The following is a 22068-nucleotide window of genomic DNA, read 5'->3' on the forward strand; positions in this document are numbered from 1 at the left end:
ATGAAGGAGGTGAGAAATCATAAATAGTTTTATATCGTGGGTTGGCGGTAAAAAGGCATTGCGGAATACGATTTATGAAATATCCCCCGCTCACTATGAACGCTATATTGAAGTGTTCGGAGGCGGAGGCTGGGTGTTGTTTGGACGGCCGCCCGATCCGAGGGTGATGGAGGTCTACAACGATTTCAACTCAAACCTGACCAACCTCTATTCCTGTGTCAAGAACCATACCATGGAATTTTTACGTTTGCTGGGTTTCCTTCCATTAAACAGCCGGGAAGAGTTTCTTGTTCTGCGCAGGTTCTTAGAAAAGAGGGAGTTTGATCCGGCTTTTTTAAGGGAGGAGATGGAACTGGCGCAGCATAACCTGCCGCCGATGGAGTTTGAGGAGCTGCGGTCCCTCCTCTTAGAACATGCCGGCCCGGATGATGTCCAGAGAGCGGCCGCTTTTTATAAGCTGATCCGGTACAGCTATGGGAGCGGCTGTACATCATTTGGCTGTCAGGCCTTTGACGTGCGTAAGACCTTTTCCCTCATCTGGCAGGCTTCAAACCGGCTTGCCAATACCATCATAGAAAATAAGGATTTTGAGGCGCTCATCCGGCAGTATGACCGGGAGAACGCCTTTCTTTATTGTGATCCGCCATATTTTATGACAGAAGACCATTATGAAGTGGAATTTCCGAAGGAAGACCATGTAAGACTCCGGGATACGCTGGCAGGCTGTCTGGGAAAATGGATGGTTAGCTATAATGATTGTGAATATATCCGGAACCTGTATGTCGGATACCAGATTACTGCGGTCACCCGGATCAATAACCTGGCCCAGCGCTATGACGGAGGATGTGAATTTCCCGAGGTTATTATAACGAACTATGATCCTGCAGAACGGAGAAAGTCAGGGCCGCAGCAAATGGATCTGTTTTCCGCAGGACTGCTGGGAGGTGATGACGGAAATGAATGAGATTGAGAAGCTCTGGCAGGCAAAGCAGCGGATTGAGGAAGCAACGGCTGGAAAGCAGCGTCTGACAATCGGATTTGGCGGGTGTTTAACCGTGCAGGTGGACCAGGGATGTCTGGCAGCCATCTATCTTGCCATGATAAAAAAACGGCAAAGCGGTATGTTCCACTGTGATGTAAAAGGCTATGTGCGTACCTTCAGCGGATACCGAAATGGAGCGTGCATGGACCAGCTTACAGCGGAATTGGAGGCAATGGCCTCCCTGGTCAAGGAACTGGAGCAGTTAGAAATCTGTATTGGAGAAGAAGAGCTTCTGACCTTCTGCCAGGAATTAAGAAGCCAGGAGCTGGAGAAAGAAAACCAGAAAAAGGAGGAGCCATGAGGAATGTTTTCGTAAATGGGAGAATGGCGGAGGATGGAAGCCTGGTCCTGCCGCCCGGTGCGCTGGAGGAGATTGGGGTGACCCCGGGGGATCTGGTCCATTTATCCTGCCGGAAAATGGGACTGCCCGGAGAGAATGACTTCCTGAAAAGGGAAACGGAGGAAGAACATCAGGCAGAAGAGGAAGAGGCGGAACTGGTCATCCCGCACGATTTGCTGGAGGCAGCCCAGATTCCACTGGATGCCGGTCTGGTCATACAGATGGTGCCGGGTGCCATCCTGATTGGAGATGAAGATCCCATGGAGGTAGTGCGGGGACCATTGTTGGAGATTCTGTCCCTGTTTGGAATCTCGGAGGAGGAAGTAAATCAGGCCATTGAGGAAGGAGGATACTACGATGAGTAAACCGGTGTACAAGCTAATGGATCACAGGGGTAGGGTGTTGATTCCCAAGGAGTTTCGGGAGGCTGCCGGCATGGAGTATGGCGGCATTCTTGCCCTGAATCTTTGTGACGGACAGGTCATGGTCCGGAAGGTGGAGTTAATTGAAGTTGGAGACCAGTCGCCGGAGGCGGTAGAAGCCTATGTGCGCGCCGCCATTAAGACCATGCCGGATTCCATCCGGTTAAGCCTGATCTCAGACCTTTCAGGTTTGGTACAGCAGAAGGGGGAATAGAGATGGAAAAAGGAATCTATACAGAATCGGATTGTATCGAGACAGGAACCTCCTGTTCCATCAAAGGGAAAGTCATTGTGCTGAAAGCTTCCGCTCTGGGGGAGGACAGCCCGAGCCAGCTTTGCTACTGTGTCGGGGGTGACGGGGCGGATGCAGATGCGGTCAATCAGTCCGTATTTGTCATTGATTTGTATCAGGGTGAGTATGCCAGATGGAGACGGTCCGATGTGGTGGGAGTCTTAAAGCCGGAATTACTTTCGGAGCATGAGCGCCTGCAGCTGTCACAGATCCGTCCGGCAGGGGCGCTGCCGTTAGAAGAGCATGAGCCGCGTTACAGCGGCTATAGCTTCCTGCCGGATGGGAGATATACAACGGGGGTGTGGCTCTGCAGTGAGAAAGAGGTCGAAGACTATGTGGAGATGCAGCTCCCCTACCAGCACCGGATCATGATCTGTGACAGGAATGATTTCTGCGTGTTGGAGATTGAGGAGGGGACTGTGTTATTTCCGACTGCGGAGGATATCAAAGCGATGGAGCAGGAGCAGGGGGATGTTTCGGGAACGATGGATATGACATGATGGAAGGAGGCGGACAGGATGCGCGGAATCCAGATTGAAGACGGAGGTATCCTGTACTTCGGAAATAAGGCAGGATATATCCGGAACAGAAAGGCGGTCATTGATCCCATCTTTAAAGGGGAAGCAATGGAGCGGTTCCTGAAAAAACAGGGAAGTATTGAGACGGTCGAATGGGTGGGAGGTGTGTATGACCGTCTGATGAACGGGTGCAGTGAGACACAGGGAGAAGGGGTTTTAAAGAACTGCCGGATCTGGCAGCTGAAGCCGGAGGTAAATGTTCATATGAAGTTCATTGGATATGATGCACTGCTCCGGAAATTTGGGGAACCGGAGCCGCAAAATTACCGGGCTGTCTACGATGGAGAAATCGGAACCAATGACCTGGATGGGATTTGTGCAAAATTCAGTGGGGAACAGAAAATCCCGGAGTATGATGGGCATGTGATCACCATTTCTGATGTGATCGAACTCTATGACGAGGAGGGAAGCCTTTTTTATTACGTGGATACCAATCAATTTAAGCCGGTCGCGTTTGGAGGCCCGGAACCGGTACAGACGCAGATGATGCAGATTTAACGATGAAAAAAGGGCGGCAGCGATGCTGTCTTTTATTATTTTAATCCAAGGAGGAAGAGTGAAAAATAAAGTGGATTTTTGGGCGCACTTATATAAGGGTTCATAAAACCCCTGATTTTGCGATTGTTTGACAATAGAATAAAGATTAGTTATCGTTGCGCTTCACTAACTTAGAACTATCGTAACCAAGACTTTCAAGATAGGCAAAAACATTGTTTTCATTCAGAACAACACGCTCTACATGGTTTTGAGGCTTCATCAATTCCTCATAGTCAGCAGGGGTAAAAGGTTTCTTTTCCGAGACCATATGGTAAATACAGACCATCATCATTCTTGCGATGGCAATGATTGCTTTCTTATGGCCACGACGCTTTTTGATTCGCCCATATTTGATTGCAAAATAAGGCTGCTTTTTGTTTTTGATTGCGGCAAGGGCACACTGTACCATCATCGGTTTCAAGTAAGCGCCTGCTTTGGCAATTCGGACAGATTTTTTCTTACCTGCGGATTCATTGTTGGAAGGAGAAAGTCCACACCAGGAACAGAGGTGTTTGGCATCATCAAAAATGTTCATGTCAACGCCTGTTTCTGCGAGAACAATGGTGGAACTTAACTCTGTCATGCCGGGCATGGTGCTGACAAATTCCACAAACTCATAATAAGGTTTGATACGGACATAGAGTTCCACTTCGGTCTGGGTAATCATACCGTCAAGATATTCCAGATGGCCAAGGGCCAGTTCCAGTTTTTTTGCCTGGTCTGTTTCAATGTTGCAGCCTCTGATTGCTTCGATGATTTCATCAGACTTGGCTTTGGCCCCTTTTTTTATCAGTTTTCGGACAGCCTTTTCGTCAATGGAATCAGCGGTATGCTCCAGCAGATAAGACATGATTTCGGTTGCTGTTTTGCCGAAAGGGTCAGAAAGCACGCTGGCAATGCCGACATTGGAAACGGTCATACAGTTCTGGATGCGGTTCTTCTCAGAGGATTTCATGCAGACCAGCTTAAAGCGGTATCTGGCAAGTTCCCGGAGCTGGCGGAAATCCTTGGGAGGGATAAAGGAACATCTGACAAGGTCAAATTTGTAGAGGTCGGCAATCCATTTTGAATCCTTTTTGTCCGTTTTCTTGCCTTTGATAGCTTTGACATATTTGGGATGTGTAAGGCAGACCTCTATGTCCTTTTCGAGATAATTAAAAATAGGAATCCAATACTTTCCTGTGGATTCCATACAAACGTGATAACAATTATTCTCGATAAGCCAGTTGTGAAACTTTTGAATATCCGAGTTGATGGTTGAAAAGGATTTTTGCCTGTATTCGGATACTCCGTCCCTGTTAGTGATTACGATGGTTGCAACGATAACATTTTTGTGGACGTCAAGCCCACAGCAGATGGGGTATTTTAACTTCATCATAAGTATCACCACCTTATAAAAAGGAATAGCAACAGTGACTGTCATCCTGTGACTGAATAAACATGGTTTATTACCAATGATAAGAGTCCGGGCTCAAAGTCCACTTGTTTGTGCTTGAAAGGATGACGGCACATATAATGATACGGGGTCGGAATAAATTCGCCACTCCTCCTTCCGTGCTCTGTAGTGTATTGCTATTCCCTACAGGGATTATAAATCAAATAGTGGAGAGGTACAACATTTTTTCATAACTTGTTTGTGCCTTGAGCGAAGCGAAAGGAATGACAAAAATGATGAGCAAAGCAAAAAGAAGTGTGGAATGGAATCTGTGGAGAGCGGGACAGATCCTGAAAAACCAGTCAGGGGAAGGATTTGTGGATACCGCCATTTTTTCTTAACTACAGCAACACTATATAAATGTATACGATATAGACAGTGGTTAATCCCTTTAAACATAAGGGATTGGCAGGGGAAAAGATTTAGGTGGAGACGCTGGTTTACTCCCTGTTTTATGTACACGATATAAACTATAAGGAAAGAGGTAGAATCCTATGAAAGAGAAGATGAATTCCATTAAGACAAAGGCAATAAAGCTGTATGTAAGGACAAGCGGTATCCTGGCAAACAACAGAGGGGAAGGCTACATTGACATGGCCGTTGTCATATTGATATCGGTGGTGCTTGGCGCTTTACTGCTGGCTGGATTATACGCTTTATTCGGAGACGTTGTGCTTCCTGAATTAACAAGGCGTATTCAGGAAATGTTCAATTATGCCGGATAGAGGAAGTAAATGGCATGGATTCATGGTATAGTTAGCCTGTGCCAGAGGCGCGGGAAGGATAAACCATGGAAAAACGATTTCAGGTAAAACGGTTTCTATTTGAAACCACAGCAGGAGAAGAGGTCTGCCGCTATATGCTGACAGACCGGCTTCTCCCTATGCTGGCGCCAAATCAGTACATTGAGATGAAGAGCATCAATAAACTTGGCACAGGAAAAAGTTACGCCTACAAGCTGTGCGTATACTTTAACTTTTTGCATGAGAAGCAACACACGAATTATGAGGCAGCAACCAACAAACAGGTTCTGGAGTTTGTGGATCATTTGATTTACGGGGATAAGGAAAATCTAAGAATATTGAGTCCACAGGAAAGTCTCTGTTACAGCACGCTGTCCGGATATGTGACTGCCATAACAGACTTTTACCGATGGCTTGACCAGACCTACAGTAGTGAGATGGTGTTTTACGAAGGAGAGCGCAGATGCCGGCCACAGTCCTATCTGTATGGACAGATCTACACTTACCAGTATAAATACCTGATTAACCGGATATTGCCCGATGTAAAAGGAGGCAGAGAATATATTAAATGGTATACAGATGAAGAGAAAGCGCTCCTTTGTAGCAGTTTTCGTACGCTGCGGGATGGGGCGGTGTTCCGGCTGACGCTGGAGGGATTTCGGATTGATGAAGTACTAAGTATGCGTCTCAGTAATTATCAAGCCATGGAACGGCTGATACAGCCCTCACGCTCCAAGAAGAGGCAGTCTGCGGTCAATGGGTATGAGAATAAGCTTCGTACCGTGCGGATCTATGAAGAGACGGCAAGGGTATTGAATGATTATCTTTTTGTAGAGCGGCCGTCTGCTGAAAATGAGGGCGGTATCATCAGTGATTGGTTATTCCTTACTTTACACGGGAAATCGGTGGGACAGCCGCTCACTTATCATAACTATCGCAAAATCCTGAGAGACTGTGCTGAACGTTGTGGCATCTCAGCAGTAAATGTCAGAACTCATAGTGGCAGAAGCACGAAGGTGATGGAGGTATTGGAGCATAACGTATTGCATCCGGAGCAGGAAAATTCAGATATCCAAATCAAAGCTTTGTTTGGCTGGTCGCAGATTGATTCCATTCAGCCGTATATGAACCATAACAGCGAGATTATGGCCAACGCCGCATACAAACGCCATGGTAAAAAGGATGGTGGCGGTAATGATTAAAATCACACAGAGAATTAACGCTTCTGCTGTCTGGGACATCGAGGGAACCGAGGTACGCTTTCCGTATCGGAAGGAGTATCCGGAACCGGTAATGAGGAAGAAAATTGAGGACTACCGGAGGGTTTTGGAAAGCAGGACTTATGAGCAGGACAATACTGGACTTTGCGAGGCGTTTACTGTCTTTGGAGGGATTGCTTTCGTTGCAATCGGACTATCATGCAGGGAGGAATTCCTGAGATGCTTTTCTTACTACGCAATGCAGTTTGCACGGGAGTGGGCTGATGGAGAAAAGCGTCTGAAAGCTAAATACATTGGCTATGAGTACGTGTTTGCAAAGATGCTGCAAAATGAAAAAATTACAATCCATTATGATTTTCGTTATATTTTAGATCAGGCAAATGGAGAGGATTTCTGCCAGATGAATGAAGAAGCTTTTGCAGAGTATTGGATATCAATTATGCTGCCCCTTATGAAAAGGTGTTTATCGATTGAAGAAGTGCCAAAGCGAGTGGGATATGTAAGAGTATCTAGGTATCTGATGCAGATGCCAGATCAGACGCTTGCTTATTTAAAAGATCTTGCCGACAGTTACACACAAAGGAGGGAATTAATCAGCCTTACGAAAATAAACAACTTTATTCTGGGAAATGATAGCCGGACAGAGTTTGCAGGTGCAGAACCGGATTTCCTGAAGCTGCTGAAGCAGATAACAGAGGAAGAAACAGATATTCAGAAGACACGATTTATTAAGGAAAACAGGAAAGAAATGTCGTTGCACAAAGATGTGTGGATTCTATATCAAAGACATGGAACTGGCATGAAGTTGCTGACCGTGGATTTCTGTAAGGTAAATCAGCCGTCATTCCGAAAAGAGATAAAGTGTTTCCTGAAGGTAAGGTTTTCAGGCCATATACGCGCCAGTGACAGAAGCCACATCTCCATTTTTGATGCAGTGAACCAGATTTGTGAAATGAATGACTGCATACGGTATTTTTCTGATATCGATCATATAGACGTAAAAAAGCTGCAGATATCCTTGGAGCAGGAGATGGATCAATCAAAAATCATGACCATGTTCTCTGCCTGCAGAACTTTATACCATTATCTTTGCTCAGACGAGAATGACAGTAAACTTCCTAAACCTCATAGTAATCCGTTCGAGAGCCTGCATTTTGTAAACGCTAAGAAATACCATAAGAATACACCATATATTCCGGATAAGGTAATAGAAGAACTTTCTGACCGGCTGGAGGAATTGGATGAGACAGACAGGCTGGTATTCCAGATATTCTCCGAAACCGGGATGCGGGCCAAAGAGGTGGCATTTTTAGAGGAAGACTGTCTTGAAACCGCTCGTTATAATGGGGCAGTGAAACTAAAATATATTCCTTACAAGACGCTAAAGGCCAGACGCCGCAACGGAATCGGCGAGTATCATAGTGTTTATATCTCGGCGGAGTTAGCAGAGAAAATCAAAAAACAGATTACTGCCAGTGAGAAATTTCGCAGAGAACATGCTCTTCCTTACATTTTTCTGCATCAGAAGAAAGGCTATAAGGTTGCAATGCTGAATGTGGAGTATTTCATTATGAAAATCAACAAGCTGATTTATAAATATGAGATTTGTGATGACACCGGTGAGCTTTGGAACTTCACCAGCAGACAGTGCCGCAAAACGCTAGTGGTAAACATGATTGAGAACGGCGCCACCACTATGGAACTTGTCTATCAACTGGGACATTTGAACCAGGGCACAGTCATGCAATATTATGCGGAAGTTAAATCAGCTAGATTGGCAGAAATGAATACCAAATTTTTTAAAGAGCAGTTTCACCTGTTGTTATCCAATGAACAGCTTACCACGTTCTCGGAAGAAGAGAGACGGCTCTTATATGTTGATTTTCGTTTGGGAAAGCGCCGGGTAGAATTCGGTTTCTGTACAAGGAAACTGTGCGATGGAGCATGTAAAAGCCGCAGCCGTTCTGTTCACTGTGTCAACTGTCCACATCTGTGCACGGGAATAAAATATCTGCCATTCTGGAAGGAATTGCTGCAGGCTCAGGAAGTGCGGGTGCAGGAAATAATAAAGGGCTATCAACGGGCGGAAATTGCAGATTATGAAGAATATACAGAGTACCGACAGGAAAAACAGTTGCTGGCGGCTTATAGGAATATCGTTGAGATGATAGAGAAAAGCGGGGGTGACTGTCTATGAGCGCGATACCAAAACAAGAGTATATGGAGTATTACAGGAAGTGTGAAGAAAGACGGTACCGGGATTTTTTGGACAGCTTATCTGATAGCATTTCTTTTGACAGTGACAGGTGGATCTGTGAGAAGCGGCTTAAAAATCAATCCCAGCTTCTGAGCAAGGTCACGATTTATTTTTCAATGGTTCCAGAGCAGCATAGAGAGATGGTGAAATACTTTGCACTGATCCGATTAGTGGAGGGGAAAGGCGTGGGTACAGTTTGCGGGAACGTGGGGAATATCGCCATCTTTCTTCGGTTTATGGCAGATATTTCACTATCAGAAATTCAGGTGACAACCGCTTCCCGGTTTAAAGAATATTTGGATGGAAAAGGCTACAGTGAAAGTAGCAGAAGCAGTATCTGGTCAGCCGTGGGTATTTTTCTTAATCGGATGAGTGATTTTGAAAAAACGAAACTGCTGAATCCTTTTTACAATAATCCCTATCAGTCAAAGCAGCTTGTAGATCAGAAATATATACCGGAGTATGTAGCAAAGCAGCTTGACCGAATATTTATGGAAGAGGATATTCCTGTGACAACGCGATGTATTTACTGGCTGCTGCGGCTGATTCCGTCAAGGATATCGGAGATTCTGGGTATGAAGATTGAATGTCTCAAGCCTTTTGACGGACATTACTGTCTCTTTATTCCTATGTGGAAACAAAATGGCGGATATAAAGAACCAATCATGCGTACTATTCACATCGAGAATAAGGAAATGGGAGGTCACCTGATTACTCTTATTCAGGAACAACAGATAATGGCAATGTCTTACCAATGTTATCTGCCGAAAGAGAAGAAAGGGGCGCTGTTTGCATACCGGTCACAGATTCTGCAAAATGGCGTTTGGTATTCGGAAAACAGATATAGTGTGGCATCGTGGCCGTATATATCCTATCAGTTAAAAGAGATTTGCAGGAGATATGATGTACGGGATGAAAATGGAGCAGAGTATGTGGTAACTTCGCACCAGTTCCGCCATAATGGGGTTACAGAACGGCTGAGGGCAGGGTTTACTCTGCCGCAAATTGCGGAGATGACGGCACACCATGGAACGGCAATGCTTTATGCCTCGTATGCTCATCTAAATCTGTTCCCGGAGACGATAGTAGAGCCGATGAAGTATCAGACAGAGACAGAGAATCCATTTGTGTTGTTTGGAGGAAGGATTCTGAACATGGATACCGTTACAGAGTCGAGGGTGCTTAAAAATATCCGCGCCCACAGGGTGCCGGGTGGAGTATGTGCCGATGTCACTCGTTGCAGGAGCGGTATTTGGGAATGCATCAGTTGTAGGGATTTTGTGCCGGAAATGGAGCAACTGGCATATTTCAAGGAGCAGGCGGTTGACTGGGAATCTAAAGCGGAGAAGTTCAGGAGTGACAGACAGCTGGCAGATAATTTTACGGCAATAGCTGCAGGATTTAATGCCGTTGTGGAAAAATTGGAAAGAGGGGACGGGGATGGGAAGGAATAAAGGACTGCCCAAGCAATTAACTGAGAAACAGGAGCTTTTGCGTCAGCAGTCGATTAATAAGGTTTTGAGAGCGATTGAGCAACTAAAGGCGGAAGGAAGGAGCGTGACGATTACGGCGCTGGTGGAGTTCACAGGACTTTCTCGGTCTGTATTTTCTAAAGGTCATATCAGGGAACTGCTTGTGGATTATGGATATTCTGGGATAAAGACGCAGGAGCGTAAGAAGATTACAAAGAAAGAGAAATTGGCGGATATTGTAGCTGAAAAGGATAGAAAGATACAGGAGCTTCGCGCAGAGAAGGCGGAATTGGAAAGGGAGTGTGAGTTACTGCGTGGGAGGATATTCCTTCTTATGCAGGGTGAAGCAAGAAAATAGTTGCGTAAAAACAGCAGCTTTTATTTTATGGGAATAACAATATACAAATAAATACAGAAAAAACGAAAATAGATGTTGATTTATTCGCAAAATGGCATATAATAAGATTAAGAGCGTAAAAGAGTGGGAGATGAAGGAGAGTGCCATGCTGATACAGTTTAACTTTAAAAATTTTAAATCCTTTCGGGATGAGGTATCCCTGGATTTATCGGCTACAAAGATTACGGAGCATGAAGATCATGTGGTGGAGATGGCAAACGATAAGCTGTTGAAAGTTGCGGCCATCTATGGTGCAAATGCCAGCGGAAAGTCTAACATTTACGATGCTTTTAAATTCATGAGCTATTATGTGGAGGAATCGTTTAAGTTTGGCGGTGAAAGCGACAGCAGGCAAAAAGCAGATTCGGATTACATCAGGGTAAGCCCGTTTTTGTTTGACAGCAAGAGCAGGAGTGAGGAATCAACCTTTGAAGTGTTCTTTGTTGATAATTCAGAGAATACGGGCAAAATTTATCAGTATGGGTTTGCGCTGCAGAATGATGAAGTGGTGGAGGAGTGGTTCTATTCCAAGGCGAAAACAGCGAGAAACCGGTATAAAACTATTTTCTACCGAAAAAAGGGAGAAGAACTGGAAGTAAACGGGCTGCCAAAGAGCAGTATTGAAAATATAAAGGTCGCATTGGAAAAGGAGACTTTAATTGTATCGTTAGGGGCAAAGCTGAAGATATCGAAACTGAAAAAGGTAAGGGACTGGTTTCTGAATAACGAGGTTGTGGACTTCGGAAATCCTGCAGAGAACTTTTTCCGTTCCCAGGTACTGCCGAAAGGTTTTACCACCAGTAGGGAAATACAGAGCAATGTAGTAAACTATTTTGCATCATTTGATAATGCCATTTGTGATTTTAAAGTGGAGGAAGTTCAGCGGGAAATTGAAAAAGAGTCCGATCTCAGTTATAAGATTGACGCATTGCATAAGATGGCAGATTGTGATGAATTTGAATCCATTCCGTTGAAAAGTGAATCTAGTGGGACGCTGAAGATGTTTGCTTTATATCCATCTTTGAAAGAGGTGCTTGATAACGGCGGAACCCTGTTTGTAGATGAACTGAATGCAAGGCTTCATCCGTTATTGGTTAGAAACATCATATTGACCTTTTTATCACCGGAAATTAACACCAACCATGCGCAGATGATTTTTACCACACATGACATCTGGCAGCTATCCAATGAGCTGTTGCGCCGGGATGAGATATGGCTGGTGGATAAGAATCAGGATGGAGTTTCCGATTTGTATTCCCTTGCTGATTTCAAGGATGAAGACGGAAATAAGGTACGCCGTGATGAAGCGCTGGCAAAGAATTACCTGACGGGAAGCTATGGCGCTATCCCTGCGCTCCGGCCTATGGAAATGTTAAAGGGGAGGAGCACGAATGGCGAATAAGAGTGGAGGAAAGCCCAGTGACCGCAGGGCCGGCAAGAGGAAAGACCGGAATCAGCGGATGGGACAGAGAATACCGGAACTGGGATATTACCTGATTGTGACAGACACCGAAGAGACAGAAAAGAATTATTTTGAGGGACTTCGTGACAGCATACCGGCAGAGCTGAAAGATCGGCTGATTATTAAGGTGGAGAAAGCCAGGACGGTAGAACTGGTAAAAAGGGCTTTGGAGCTTGTCGGAAAGGAATCACAATACCGAATACCATGGATTGTATTTGACCGGGATCAGGTGAAGGGATTTGATGAGATTATATGGACGGCGGAGAAAAACGGGGTACATGCCGGATGGTCAAATCCCTGCTTTGAGATATGGATGTATGCGTACTTTGGGGAGATGCCTGCAATCAGGGAGTCTTATACCTGCTGTGATCGGTTTGCGGACAAGTTTGAAAAGGTTACCGGGCAGAAGTATTATAAGAACGACAGGGATGTTTATCGCAAGCTGGTGCAGTATGGTGATTTTGAACAGGCGGTTGTGTTGGCGGAGAGAAGTTTGAAGAAGTGTGTGGAAGATGGGAAGAAGCTGCCATCGGAGATGTGGCCGGCTTGTATGGTGCAGCGGTTGGTGGTGGAAATAATCTATAAGACAATATAATGTCGATGAATTGGGGAGGTAAAAATGTCTAAGAAAAATGATGATTTTTTTGAAAAAAAGAAGGTATGGTCCGAAATTAAAGACCAATTACTGGGGTGTTATTTAGTGCCGTATTTTTCAAAGATTTCTATGACAAAGAAACCTGTTTACTATATAGATGCGTTTGCCGGAAAAGGGAAATTTGATGATGGTAGCCCAGGATCTCCGATAATTGCATTAGATATAATAAGTAAATTTCCAAATAGTAAAATTTGTTCAGCTTTTATAGAACTAAATTATGCAAATGATTTAATGGAAAATATAAAAAGGTATCCAAATACTAAGATTGTTGAAGGCAGATATGAAGATTACATTGAAAATTTACTTGTAAGTAGAGCAGAACAGAATATTTTTGTATACATAGATCCTTATGGAATAAAATCTTTGAAATTTTCTATATTTGAGCCTGCAAATAAAAAGTCAATAGGAAAATGAGAAATTTTCAAGATTTATTGTTGATTAAATTTCAGGTACAACAAATAGACCACCGTTATCCGCTGGTCTGAAAGGATGCGGTATTCTCTATTCTGGAAGAGACATTAGATATTCTTTTACCCTTCCGTAATAGATACGCAGAAACTTATTAGCGCCTGCAGTCATGTAGACATAGTAAGGCTTTCCCTGAGCACGTTTCTTATCAATAAACGCATATACAGGGTCGTCCTGCGGTTTTGTTTTGATGAGACAGTCCATGACCTGAAATAAGGTTTTTCGGAGGGAAGATGAGCCGCGTTTGGAGGTTGGAACGCTTTTTTGTTCATAGGTTCCGGATTCATTGACACCTGGGTCTACACCAGCAAATGCAGTGATAGCGCCCTTGTGGGTAAAGCGTGTGACATCTCCGATTTCAGCCATAAGCTGAGGACCAAGAGACGGGCCAACACCCTTCATCCCCATAACAACGGGATATTCAGGCAGCTTGGCGGCTGTGTCATTCATCAGGGTACGGAGTTCTTCCACGGTTCTGGAAGCAGTGTTTAATTGTTCTATGGACTGTTTCACGATCAGCTTGGTTAGATCATCTTTTGGAAGTATAGGAACAAGCTCCTTTGCGGCCCCATAGATTTCTTCAGCCTTGTCTTTGCTGAAGTTGTACTTCCTGCGTTTGCACCACTTCTGATAATGGTCGACAAATGCATTTAATGAAAGTTTACGAACACAGTCCACATGCCAGTATGTAGTAGCAAAATCAACCCACTTCTGGCTGCCGTCCTCACGGGCAGGGCTATCAAAGTAAGTATTAACACCAGGGTAAGTCTGATCGAGGATACCGATGAGGTTATTCTTCATAGCTGTTTTGTGTTTCATGTAGAAGCCAAACTGACGGTTCATGGTCTTTAATTGATTGCGTAGTTCGTCCATAAGACTATACTGTTTCAATTCCGTCCAACTGTCAAGGGTGTAACGAGCTATTTTTACAGAGTCAGCTTTATCAGATTTTACTTTGCGGAGGGAATGAGCTCCAAAATCTTTAATGAGCTTAGGATTTACGGCAGTTACAAAAAGACCTGCCAGAGAAAGCTCACGAGCCAGTGGTTCGTAGTAACGGCCAGTATGTTCCATAACGATGCGTGATTCACCATCGATTGATCGGATCTGCGCAATTAAGGATTGGATGTTACTGGAAGTGTGCTTGATTTCAAAGGGAGAAGAAACGATTTCTCCATAAGGTCGTAGAATGGCGACCATACTTTTCCCTTTGGAAACATCAATACCAACAGCGTTCATGTTCATAAATTTGTCACTCCTAAAGAATATTGCAATAGATAAGTACCAGTTTTACTCATTGCCTATTCAATCTACTGTGGTGTGACACGAACGTACCAAAGGCAGTTCAACCTGCATAAAACGAACGCTGCAAATGAGGAGCTGGTTATCAGTCTCAAATACGGACGCGAAGTCCAAGAAAGGAAGCCGATATACCGATTGCTCCAACATTGTAACAGCTTAAGCAACAAGATGGATAATTCCTTACTGGCTGTAAGGGATATTAACCATAAATATATTGTAGTAGAAAGGGGACACTATATAAAACTGATCAAAACTATTATTTTTTATGGGCAATGTTATTTAACATTACTTTAGAAGAAATTAAAATAAACAAAGCATGTCTGTTTAGGAATATAAAAAAATTTTTCCAGATAGCACAAAAGGTCCCCAATGAATGTACAGTTGAAAAATTTATTAACATGTTAAGTATTAAGTTAAAATGATAAAGATAGGTGTGGCAAAGATAAGTAGCTGGATCGTATTGATGAGGTTTTGTATGCCTTTTAAAAGGTGCTGAATGAATTTCTCATTGGTAGTAGTAAAGTGTTGAAAATATAAATATACGTTTTTCGTAGTGGATTTATTTTGATATGGGAAGGAAGACCGCATGTCCGCCCAGGCCCAATTCTACTCTGTGGACATCACTATTATACACTCGTGACATTGCGAGTCCATCGTCCTGTTGCAGCGGAGAGGGTGAGGTGGGAAAGAGGGAATATGGGGTGAAAGTAAGATGGAGAAGATATTGAAAAATTGTATTCAGTGTAAGGTGTGTGGAGATGTGATTGAGTCGAAATCGGTGCATGATTTTAAAACCTGTTCCTGTGGCGCCTGCAGTGTGGATGGTGGCTTGGAATATCTGCGGAGAGTAGCAGAAAGTAAGGAGAGTTATGCAGAACTATCAGTAACAAAAGAAAACGCTGATATAAAATAGCATAGAAGAAGTTAAGACGTAAGGGCGAATATGCTTTTGCGTCTTTTTTCTTATGAGGAGGTGGAAATACTTTGTGAAGAAAATCAGATTAATACCTGTTCTGCCCAAAGAATCAAAGCAGTTGCGAGTAGCGGCTTATTGCCGCGTCAGTACAAGGAGTAAGGAACAGAAAGCCAGCCTGTTTTGATAAATATGGGCGTATATGAATCAGATACTGAATCATCCAGATTGGGTATTTGCCGGAATCTTTTATGATTTTGGAAAAAGCGGATTACGGAAAAGAGGGCGTACAGGGTTAGAAAAGATTCTGAAGCAGGCGCAGGCTGGGGAGGTGGATTACATACTCACCAAATCGGTGAGCAGAGTGTCGAGAGACACGTTGGAGATTCTAAACATAGTCAGATATTTAAAGGAAAGGGGTATTTCCATGTATTTTGAAAATGAAAAACAGGATTCTATGAATCCCGAAGTTGAGGCGTATATTACACTGGCAGGTGCGGTGGCGCAAGAGGAGAGTAGAAATATGGGTGAAAACATGCAGTGGACGGTTACAAGAAAATTTGAACAGGGAATTTTTGCAAATTATAAGGCATTTATGGGATATCGGTGTGTAAACGGAGAATTGGAGATAGTGCCGGAACAGGCAGAAGTAGTGAAAAACATATTTGATTTATATCTGGCAGGGAATACCTTTGCGCAGATTAAAAGAGAGTTGGAAAAACAGAAGATAAAGACGGCAACAGGAAAGGAAATCTGGGATGTCACGTCCATTCAGAAAATGTTGAAAAATGAAAAATATAAAGGGGATGCATTGCTGCAAAAGACTTTTACAGAAGATTATCTCCATGGTATTAGAAAGAAAAACACAGGCCAGCGGGCTAAGTATTATGTAAAGGGAAGTCATCCGGAAATTATTTCTCCTGAAATCTTTGATAAGGTGCAGGAGGAAATGTTTCAAAGAGCGAGACTGATAGTTGATGAGAACGGAAAACAGGTAAATAGTGGAAATCGGTATAGCAGCAAGTATCTGATAAGCAATCTGCTGGTCTGTGGAAATTGTGGTGCAGGATTTAGGAGGAGAACAGAGCGGGGGAAAACCGTGTGGAGATGTGGTACGAGAATGGAAAAAGGAAAGGACGGTTGTGGACATTCTCCGACATTGCAGGATCAGTGGGTAAAGGATATTCTTGGAGAGAAAGTATGTGATGGCGCTTATGATGAAAATATTGTACGAAAAAAGGTAAAAAGGATAGACATATATAAAAATCAGATTATTATTTGCCTACGTGAGGGAGATGAATATTATATTTGTCAATTACTGCCGAGTTAAGGACATCTCAAAAACAGTGGAAATACAAATGGAAAATATGGCATATATCCCATTTTCTTATAGAAAGAGTGGTAGACTGTAAAACATTTTATTTTGCGTTTTTAGAACAATAATATTTACTTTCGTATCACATTCAGGTATAATTGTGATACCAAAGGAAGTGACAGAATGACAAGATTTGAGCAGTTAGAGCAAATGTTAGCGAAGCATGGAGGAATGTTACTCACCTCACAGGTGATGGCAGAAGGCATTTCCAAGCCGCTATTTTATGATTTTATTAAAGAAAAAGGACTGGAACAGGCGGCGCATGGCATCTATGTGTCAGAGGATACTTGGGTGGATGCCATGTATTTGATTCATCTGCGCTGTAGCCAGGCAGTCTTTTCTCATGAAACAGCATTATTTTTCCATGACTTGACGGATCGGGAACCGTCTCCCTATTCTGTCACAGTAAAAAGAGGGTATAGCCCTTCACGGTTAAAGGCAGATGGAATCAAAGTCTATACAATCAAACCGGAATTGCAAGAGATTGGCATTGTTAATCTTCAAACACCATTTGGACATACTGTGTCTGTTTACAATATGGAGCGTACAATCTGTGATTTAGTTCGCTGCCGGAGCAATATCGAAATCCAGACTCTGCAGGGAGCGTTAAAACAATATACGCTTCGGAAAGATAAAAATTTTCGTGTGCTGATGAAATATGCGGAAGTGTTTCACGTAGTAAAGGTTTTAAGCCAATACTTGGAGGTGCTGCTATGATAAAGACGGCAAGACAGTTGAAAGACTTGATCCGCAATTTGTCAAAAGAAAAATCGGCGGATGCTCAGATTTTAATGCGAAACTATATGATGGAGCGTTTTTTGGAGCGAATTTCTCTTTCGGAGTATCGGGACAAGTTTATCTTAAAAGGTGGTATGTTGGTGGCTGCAATGGTTGGATTGGATGTACGTTCTACTATGGATATGGATGCGACGATTAAAGGAACGAATGTGAATATTGAAGATGTGGAAAAAATGGTTCATTCAATCGTGACAGTTTCAATTGATGATGGAGTGGCTTTTCAGATAAAAAGTATTTCAGAAATTATGGAAGAAGCAGAATATCCGGGAATCCGAGTCAATATGACAACGCTGTTTGATGGTGTAGTAACGCCGCTGAAAATTGATATTTCTACTGGCGATGTAATCACGCCGAGAGAGGTTCGATACCGTTTTAAACTCATGCTGGAGGAACGAACAATTGATGTTTTGGCATATAATCTGGAAACGGTTCTGGCAGAGAAATTGGAGACTATCATTACACGGGCGGTTACCAATACCCGAATGAGAGATTTCTATGATGTTTATATTCTGCAGCAGCTTCATGGTAAAGCCTTAGACCAAACTATGCTCCAAGATGCTTTGCGGGCAACTGCCAGAAAAAGAGGGACAGAACAACATCTGACGGAAGCTGGAGAGGTGATTGATGAGGTGAAGAACAGTCCGGCAATGCAGCGGCTCTGGACAGTTTATCAGAAGAAGTTCTCCTATGCGGCAGATGTGGATTGGAGCAATGCTATAGATGCAGTACGGGGATTATGCAAGTGATTTAAAACTTCAACCTTTTGTTTTTTGAAGAAATCAAAAAGACACTGGAGTAATTGTACAGCGGTCTGTTGCACAATTAGAATCCACTCATGCAGTTGTATATTTATTGATACAAGAGAGCAAAGAGCGACAAAAGAAAATAAGGAAATTGCTAGATTAATACATGTGAAGACGGTTGCAATGCCTTTCTGCAAAAACCTGACAGCGTAATCAACGTAAAAGAAGAGTTTGACGAGGGTGAAGGCAAAGTACCGTTTGATGTTACAGTCAAGAGATAAGCGTATAAGTTGAAAGAGTGAGTTGCCTACAAGATGAATAAAGAGTACATAGAAGCAAAGTATGGCTTCAAAGTATATATTGCACATATCGCAGAGGTGAAAAGGGTTTTGGTTTGCCGCTTTACGATGCCCCAATGCAGTAGAAGAATTGAAACTGCCGAGGAGGTATCCAACAGCAGAAAAAATTGAAGCAATCAAAGATGTCTTAAAACATTTTAAAGTTTCAGCAAATAGGTATTGTAGGGTAGGGAATGTAAAAAAATACACGTTTTAATTCAAAGAGGAGGGACATTTAAATGGATATAAAAATACAAGCAGGTAAGTATTTTTTACCTGCACCAGTATCAGAATTCATGGATACGTTATCTTGTTCTTCTATAGTTGAATTTCTTAGTGATTTGAGTGATACTATTCAGAATTTATGGTGGCTTTTCATACTTATAGTTACGATATTTGTTCTTATAGTTTCACTTTTTTCAATTCGGAGAAAGGCAAATAAGTTTACAAATGAGCAGATTAATCATTTAATTAAAGATGGAAAATATATTCCAGGTGTTTTTGTAGAGTTAAATGAAAGCAAAGAAGTGTTGAGATATTTTATATATAGCAAGAGATGGAAAAAACGGTTAGTTCAAAATTTCAATTTAGTATATGATAACGCTTATGGTGACATTTTGAGAAAAGCATATAATAATCCAGATGTGTGCTATAGGCTTAGTAGAAAAACTTCATTAGAGAAAATTGAAGAAGTAACGAAATCGGCATTCGATTTACATGATAACTTTAATAAATCTAATGTGGAGTTTAAATCAGACTATAAAGAGTCACAAGTTCTTTTTGAAATATTACGTTATCCCTATACCAATATATTGGGCTATGTAAACCAATGCAGTAAGGCGGCTAATAGGAAATATTTTATACTTACTGGTAGTGCGGGTAATGGTAAGACGAATTTACTATGCAGTATCAGTGAACTATTGATTAATCTTAAGGAAGCGATTATATTTTTAAATGCCAGGGATATAGAGGGAGATGCTTTAGAGTTTATACTCCGTGAATTAAAACTTCCGAATATATATAAGAAGCACAAAGATATGTATCTTTATCTGGTAAATTTACTGTTGACAATTCAACATAAGTATCTTTTTATAATTATTGATGCAATAAATGAGAATGATAGCGATGGATTTGGCAGTCGTATTGCTAAATTTATTAATGAAATTGTTGAGTATAGTAGAGTAAAGGTTATTGTGTCCTGTAGAAATGAATATTATAAAGAACGTTTTAGAGAATGTCTTGTTGGAGATGTTGACATAACGGCATTTGAATTTGATTTAAAAGAGCAACATTATACGCTTGCTGCGATTAATCAGATTATTAAGGCTTACAGTAAATTCTTTAATTATAGCGGGAATATTGCTCCTACTGTGCGAAACATGCTTAGTGAACAATTATTGTTGTTACGAATGTTTTTTGAAGTTAATAAAGACCGAAATGTGGATGTGTTTTCGATTCGGAAACATGAAATATACGCTCAGTATATTGAAGTAATAAAACAGAATAGTGGAGAATATATCGTACGGGTGCTTGACGCAGTGACAGATTTCATGATAGAAAACGAGAATTATGATGAAATTAGTTTGTCTGACTTGGAAAAGATAGGGATTGCTTCAGATGTGGTAAAAAAGACAGTAGATAGTAGTATTCTTCTCAGCAAGAAGTTGATTTTTCATGAAGGAACGATTGCCAGAAATGAAAATGAAGTTGTGTATTTTGTTTTCGATGAGATGAGAGATTATTATTTGGCACGACGTATCCTATTAAGAAATATATCGGCAAACAATATAGACGGAGAGGCGGTTCTTAAAAAGTTAAAACAATTAAAAGCAGCAGGTGCATCTTGTGAAGAAGGGGTTATTCATTATTGCTATGCTTTTTTTAGAACAGATGAAGTGGTTGCAAAATTAGGTCAGACAGAAAAAATGTGTAATTCTATTCTTGATCTATATCGTATTCCAGAAGGTAGAGAAAGGAAGTCATATTGGCATATGCATCATAGGGAAGAATTTCAAAATCTGGGCTTGAGAATTATTTTAACATCTGGTATTGAATTGTTTGATTTTGAAATTTCTTATATCCAAGATTGCTTAAGTAAAGATCCATATGAAGATGGTGGAATATTTTTTGATACAATGTTGGATGGAACATTGTATAGAGGTATATACAATCTTGATCTTTATTTTGAAATCCTGTTTGGATTAAAAAATAAAGATGCAATTTTTAATGCACTTCGTAAGATTAGTGCACGTAATAATAGGGACAATCGTTTTATTCCAGAAGATTTTATCCAATATTATAAGGCATTGGCAGATTCGGAACGAAAATTGCAGATTCAAAAAATTGCTGAATTATTTCTGTTATGCTTTGAATTACATGATGCAGACGTACAGGAAGAACTGGAAGATTTTTTCTACAATTTGCCTACACATGATAAGGTACAACGTGAGATGATTTTTAAAATGAGAGAGGCTTGTGGTTTAGAGGTAAGTGATTATGAATGAAATATCGTGCTATAAGATAAATGGACGAATTTATTTTCGACAGAAAGATATACCGCATAAAAGGCGGGTGATGAAGGCATTAGGAGTAAAAAAGAATACCTTTGCTGGAAATATGATTTCTAGAGTTTATGATTATTATTTTCAAGGAGCAATAAATTTTAGAAAAGAATATAAGAAGTATTATCGGAAAGAGTTTTCTTCTGTAGATAAGTTTATTCAAGAACGTTTTAATATTGAATGTGAAGATGCAAAAAAGCTGGCTGAAGGAAATTACTCTATAAAAGAGTGCTCTCTTTGTTCAATTGAAAGAAATATAGAAACACTCAATTATGATGAGAGTTTTAAAAATGCTTTTTCAAAAGCAGTAGGAGGATTGGAAGATGAAGATAAGGATGGGGTTTATTACGAATAGTTCCTCTACTAATTTCCTTATTATATCAAAAGAGGAATTAACAGAAGATTATTTGTTAGAAAAATTAGGTTTTGTTAAGGGTGGTTTATTAGAAAAACAAGGGCGACAATTATGCAATAGCATTATAGAGGCGATTGATGGTGGATTAAGATACTATTCTTTTGATACGCCTAATTATGAAACGATAAAAGAGGTTTTTGGAGATAAAGCTGCGATATTATATGAGAAAAATAGAAACCATTATACATACTGGGGGTATACAAGTAGTGACGATCCACCGATAACACAGTTTTTTACAACAGATAGTTTTGAAATAGAGGATAAGGACTTTTATCTTAATGGTAGATCTTGTGTGTGGTAAAG

23 protein-coding genes and 1 pseudogene are annotated in these 22068 nt (G+C 41.6%); 22 read left to right on the top strand and 2 right to left on the bottom strand.

The window, feature by feature from the left end:
- The first annotated feature begins 19 nt into the window (after window positions 1-19).
- Genes ACK2JC_RS16200 through ACK2JC_RS16225 form a run of 6 tightly spaced genes read left to right on the top strand, consistent with a single transcriptional unit; the run spans window position 20 to window position 3172 of the window.
- Complete coding sequence (locus ACK2JC_RS16200) at window positions 20-964, top strand: DNA adenine methylase (protein ID WP_368272534.1); 945 nt, start codon at window positions 20-22, stop codon at window positions 962-964.
- Window positions 957-1343 (top strand): hypothetical protein, encoded by a 387-nt coding sequence (locus tag ACK2JC_RS16205; RefSeq protein WP_320936371.1) that lies wholly within the window; start codon window positions 957-959, stop codon window positions 1341-1343. The genes ACK2JC_RS16200 and ACK2JC_RS16205 overlap by 8 nt, the downstream gene beginning before the upstream one ends.
- Window positions 1340-1747 carry a hypothetical protein gene (locus ACK2JC_RS16210; RefSeq protein WP_320936370.1) on the top strand — a complete coding sequence of 136 codons (408 nt, stop codon included), beginning with the start codon at window positions 1340-1342 and terminating at the stop codon, window positions 1745-1747. The genes ACK2JC_RS16205 and ACK2JC_RS16210 overlap by 4 nt, the downstream gene beginning before the upstream one ends.
- Entirely contained in the window at window positions 1740-2018 is a 279-nt protein-coding gene (locus tag ACK2JC_RS16215) for an AbrB/MazE/SpoVT family DNA-binding domain-containing protein (protein WP_103226983.1), read from the top strand. Before ACK2JC_RS16210 ends, ACK2JC_RS16215 begins: the two co-directional genes overlap by 8 nt.
- 2 nt (window positions 2019-2020) lie before the next feature.
- Window positions 2021-2596: a hypothetical protein gene (locus ACK2JC_RS16220; RefSeq protein WP_320936368.1), complete on the top strand. Its 576-nt coding sequence runs from the start codon at window positions 2021-2023 to the stop codon at window positions 2594-2596.
- 18 nt (window positions 2597-2614) lie between these two features.
- Window positions 2615-3172, top strand: a complete 558-nt coding sequence (locus ACK2JC_RS16225; protein ID WP_368272533.1) for a YodL domain-containing protein — start codon at window positions 2615-2617, stop codon at window positions 3170-3172.
- A 145-nt stretch (window positions 3173-3317) separates the two neighbouring features.
- On the opposite strand, the gene ACK2JC_RS16230 is transcribed toward ACK2JC_RS16225, so the two are convergent.
- Window positions 3318-4589 (bottom strand): IS110 family transposase, encoded by a 1272-nt coding sequence (locus ACK2JC_RS16230; RefSeq protein ID WP_022512864.1) that lies wholly within the window; start codon window positions 4587-4589, stop codon window positions 3318-3320.
- A gap of 551 nt (window positions 4590-5140) precedes the next feature.
- Between ACK2JC_RS16230 and ACK2JC_RS16235 the strand changes: the two genes are divergently transcribed.
- From ACK2JC_RS16235 to tcmP, 8 genes are all read left to right on the top strand, one after another.
- Window positions 5141-5371 (top strand): DUF6133 family protein, encoded by a 231-nt coding sequence (locus ACK2JC_RS16235; protein WP_320998630.1) that lies wholly within the window; start codon window positions 5141-5143, stop codon window positions 5369-5371.
- Window positions 5372-5436: 65 nt separating this feature from the next.
- The gene (locus ACK2JC_RS16240; protein ID WP_320998631.1) at window positions 5437-6591 is read left to right on the top strand and encodes a tyrosine-type recombinase/integrase; all 1155 of its coding nucleotides are present in this window, start codon (window positions 5437-5439) and stop codon (window positions 6589-6591) included.
- Window positions 6584-8806, top strand: a complete 2223-nt coding sequence (locus ACK2JC_RS16245) for a tyrosine-type recombinase/integrase (RefSeq protein WP_368272499.1) — start codon at window positions 6584-6586, stop codon at window positions 8804-8806. The genes ACK2JC_RS16240 and ACK2JC_RS16245 overlap by 8 nt, the downstream gene beginning before the upstream one ends.
- Window positions 8803-10320 (top strand): tyrosine-type recombinase/integrase, encoded by a 1518-nt coding sequence (locus tag ACK2JC_RS16250; RefSeq protein WP_368272500.1) that lies wholly within the window; start codon window positions 8803-8805, stop codon window positions 10318-10320. The genes ACK2JC_RS16245 and ACK2JC_RS16250 overlap by 4 nt, the downstream gene beginning before the upstream one ends.
- Window positions 10307-10696 carry a DUF6262 family protein gene (locus ACK2JC_RS16255; RefSeq protein ID WP_368272502.1) on the top strand — a complete coding sequence of 130 codons (390 nt, stop codon included), beginning with the start codon at window positions 10307-10309 and terminating at the stop codon, window positions 10694-10696. Before ACK2JC_RS16250 ends, ACK2JC_RS16255 begins: the two co-directional genes overlap by 14 nt.
- A gap of 145 nt (window positions 10697-10841) precedes the next feature.
- Entirely contained in the window at window positions 10842-12137 is a 1296-nt protein-coding gene (locus ACK2JC_RS16260; RefSeq protein ID WP_368272504.1) for an ATP/GTP-binding protein, read from the top strand.
- Window positions 12127-12792, top strand: a complete 666-nt coding sequence (locus tag ACK2JC_RS16265; RefSeq protein WP_368272506.1) for an RloB family protein — start codon at window positions 12127-12129, stop codon at window positions 12790-12792. Before ACK2JC_RS16260 ends, ACK2JC_RS16265 begins: the two co-directional genes overlap by 11 nt.
- 24 nt (window positions 12793-12816) lie before the next feature.
- Window positions 12817-13266 (top strand): three-Cys-motif partner protein TcmP, encoded by a 450-nt coding sequence (gene tcmP / locus ACK2JC_RS16270; protein WP_368272508.1) that lies wholly within the window; start codon window positions 12817-12819, stop codon window positions 13264-13266.
- Between the two features lie 87 nt (window positions 13267-13353).
- Here the strand turns inward: tcmP and ACK2JC_RS16275 are convergent, their stop codons facing one another.
- Entirely contained in the window at window positions 13354-14559 is a 1206-nt protein-coding gene (locus ACK2JC_RS16275) for an IS110 family transposase (protein ID WP_368282939.1), read from the bottom strand.
- Between the two features lie 775 nt (window positions 14560-15334).
- Between ACK2JC_RS16275 and ACK2JC_RS16280 the strand changes: the two genes are divergently transcribed.
- The 8 genes and pseudogenes from ACK2JC_RS16280 (at window position 15335) to ACK2JC_RS16315 (ending at window position 22066) form a co-directional block, all read left to right on the top strand.
- Window positions 15335-15535 carry a hypothetical protein gene (locus tag ACK2JC_RS16280; protein ID WP_368271050.1) on the top strand — a complete coding sequence of 67 codons (201 nt, stop codon included), beginning with the start codon at window positions 15335-15337 and terminating at the stop codon, window positions 15533-15535.
- A 202-nt stretch (window positions 15536-15737) separates the two neighbouring features.
- A complete protein-coding gene (locus ACK2JC_RS16285) occupies window positions 15738-16865 on the top strand; it encodes a recombinase family protein (protein ID WP_368271049.1) in 1128 nt (375 codons plus the stop codon).
- A gap of 168 nt (window positions 16866-17033) precedes the next feature.
- Window positions 17034-17627 (top strand): type IV toxin-antitoxin system AbiEi family antitoxin domain-containing protein, encoded by a 594-nt coding sequence (locus ACK2JC_RS16290; protein ID WP_368271048.1) that lies wholly within the window; start codon window positions 17034-17036, stop codon window positions 17625-17627.
- Window positions 17624-18454 carry a nucleotidyl transferase AbiEii/AbiGii toxin family protein gene (locus ACK2JC_RS16295; protein ID WP_368271047.1) on the top strand — a complete coding sequence of 277 codons (831 nt, stop codon included), beginning with the start codon at window positions 17624-17626 and terminating at the stop codon, window positions 18452-18454. The genes ACK2JC_RS16290 and ACK2JC_RS16295 overlap by 4 nt, the downstream gene beginning before the upstream one ends.
- Window positions 18455-18645: 191 nt before the next feature.
- A pseudogene (locus ACK2JC_RS16300) lies at window positions 18646-19006 on the top strand (hypothetical protein); the annotation flags it as partial.
- A gap of 22 nt (window positions 19007-19028) precedes the next feature.
- Window positions 19029-21293, top strand: a complete 2265-nt coding sequence (locus ACK2JC_RS16305) for a hypothetical protein (protein WP_368271046.1) — start codon at window positions 19029-19031, stop codon at window positions 21291-21293.
- A 70-nt stretch (window positions 21294-21363) separates the two neighbouring features.
- Window positions 21364-21705, top strand: a complete 342-nt coding sequence (locus ACK2JC_RS16310; RefSeq protein ID WP_368271045.1) for a hypothetical protein — start codon at window positions 21364-21366, stop codon at window positions 21703-21705.
- Complete coding sequence (locus ACK2JC_RS16315; RefSeq protein ID WP_368271044.1) at window positions 21674-22066, top strand: hypothetical protein; 393 nt, start codon at window positions 21674-21676, stop codon at window positions 22064-22066. The genes ACK2JC_RS16310 and ACK2JC_RS16315 overlap by 32 nt, the downstream gene beginning before the upstream one ends.
- Window positions 22067-22068: the final 2 nt, after the last annotated feature.

Source organism: Enterocloster lavalensis, from assembly GCF_046603895.1.
GTDB classification, from domain to species: domain Bacteria; phylum Bacillota; class Clostridia; order Lachnospirales; family Lachnospiraceae; genus Enterocloster; species Enterocloster lavalensis.

Excerpts from the sequence above, each read along its gene's own strand:
- ACK2JC_RS16205 (WP_320936371.1), top strand. The coding sequence starts at position 957 with ATGAATGAGATTGAGAAGCTCTGGCAGGCAAAGCAGCGGATTGAGGAA.
- ACK2JC_RS16210 (WP_320936370.1), top strand. The coding sequence starts at position 1,340 with ATGAGGAATGTTTTCGTAAATGGGAGAATGGCGGAGGATGGAAGCCTG.
- ACK2JC_RS16215 (WP_103226983.1), top strand. The coding sequence starts at position 1,740 with ATGAGTAAACCGGTGTACAAGCTAATGGATCACAGGGGTAGGGTGTTG.
- ACK2JC_RS16220 (WP_320936368.1), top strand. The coding sequence starts at position 2,021 with ATGGAAAAAGGAATCTATACAGAATCGGATTGTATCGAGACAGGAACC.
- ACK2JC_RS16225 (WP_368272533.1), top strand. The coding sequence starts at position 2,615 with ATGCGCGGAATCCAGATTGAAGACGGAGGTATCCTGTACTTCGGAAAT.
- ACK2JC_RS16230 (WP_022512864.1), bottom strand. The coding sequence starts at position 4,589 with ATGATGAAGTTAAAATACCCCATCTGCTGTGGGCTTGACGTCCACAAA.
- ACK2JC_RS16235 (WP_320998630.1), top strand. The coding sequence starts at position 5,141 with ATGAAAGAGAAGATGAATTCCATTAAGACAAAGGCAATAAAGCTGTAT.
- ACK2JC_RS16240 (WP_320998631.1), top strand. The coding sequence starts at position 5,437 with ATGGAAAAACGATTTCAGGTAAAACGGTTTCTATTTGAAACCACAGCA.
- ACK2JC_RS16245 (WP_368272499.1), top strand. The coding sequence starts at position 6,584 with ATGATTAAAATCACACAGAGAATTAACGCTTCTGCTGTCTGGGACATC.
- ACK2JC_RS16250 (WP_368272500.1), top strand. The coding sequence starts at position 8,803 with ATGAGCGCGATACCAAAACAAGAGTATATGGAGTATTACAGGAAGTGT.
- ACK2JC_RS16255 (WP_368272502.1), top strand. The coding sequence starts at position 10,307 with ATGGGAAGGAATAAAGGACTGCCCAAGCAATTAACTGAGAAACAGGAG.
- ACK2JC_RS16260 (WP_368272504.1), top strand. The coding sequence starts at position 10,842 with ATGCTGATACAGTTTAACTTTAAAAATTTTAAATCCTTTCGGGATGAG.
- ACK2JC_RS16265 (WP_368272506.1), top strand. The coding sequence starts at position 12,127 with ATGGCGAATAAGAGTGGAGGAAAGCCCAGTGACCGCAGGGCCGGCAAG.
- tcmP (WP_368272508.1), top strand. The coding sequence starts at position 12,817 with ATGTCTAAGAAAAATGATGATTTTTTTGAAAAAAAGAAGGTATGGTCC.
- ACK2JC_RS16275 (WP_368282939.1), bottom strand. The coding sequence starts at position 14,559 with ATGAACGCTGTTGGTATTGATGTTTCCAAAGGGAAAAGTATGGTCGCC.
- ACK2JC_RS16280 (WP_368271050.1), top strand. The coding sequence starts at position 15,335 with ATGGAGAAGATATTGAAAAATTGTATTCAGTGTAAGGTGTGTGGAGAT.
- ACK2JC_RS16285 (WP_368271049.1), top strand. The coding sequence starts at position 15,738 with ATGAATCAGATACTGAATCATCCAGATTGGGTATTTGCCGGAATCTTT.
- ACK2JC_RS16290 (WP_368271048.1), top strand. The coding sequence starts at position 17,034 with ATGACAAGATTTGAGCAGTTAGAGCAAATGTTAGCGAAGCATGGAGGA.
- ACK2JC_RS16295 (WP_368271047.1), top strand. The coding sequence starts at position 17,624 with ATGATAAAGACGGCAAGACAGTTGAAAGACTTGATCCGCAATTTGTCA.
- ACK2JC_RS16305 (WP_368271046.1), top strand. The coding sequence starts at position 19,029 with ATGGATATAAAAATACAAGCAGGTAAGTATTTTTTACCTGCACCAGTA.
- ACK2JC_RS16310 (WP_368271045.1), top strand. The coding sequence starts at position 21,364 with ATGAAGGCATTAGGAGTAAAAAAGAATACCTTTGCTGGAAATATGATT.
- ACK2JC_RS16315 (WP_368271044.1), top strand. The coding sequence starts at position 21,674 with ATGAAGATAAGGATGGGGTTTATTACGAATAGTTCCTCTACTAATTTC.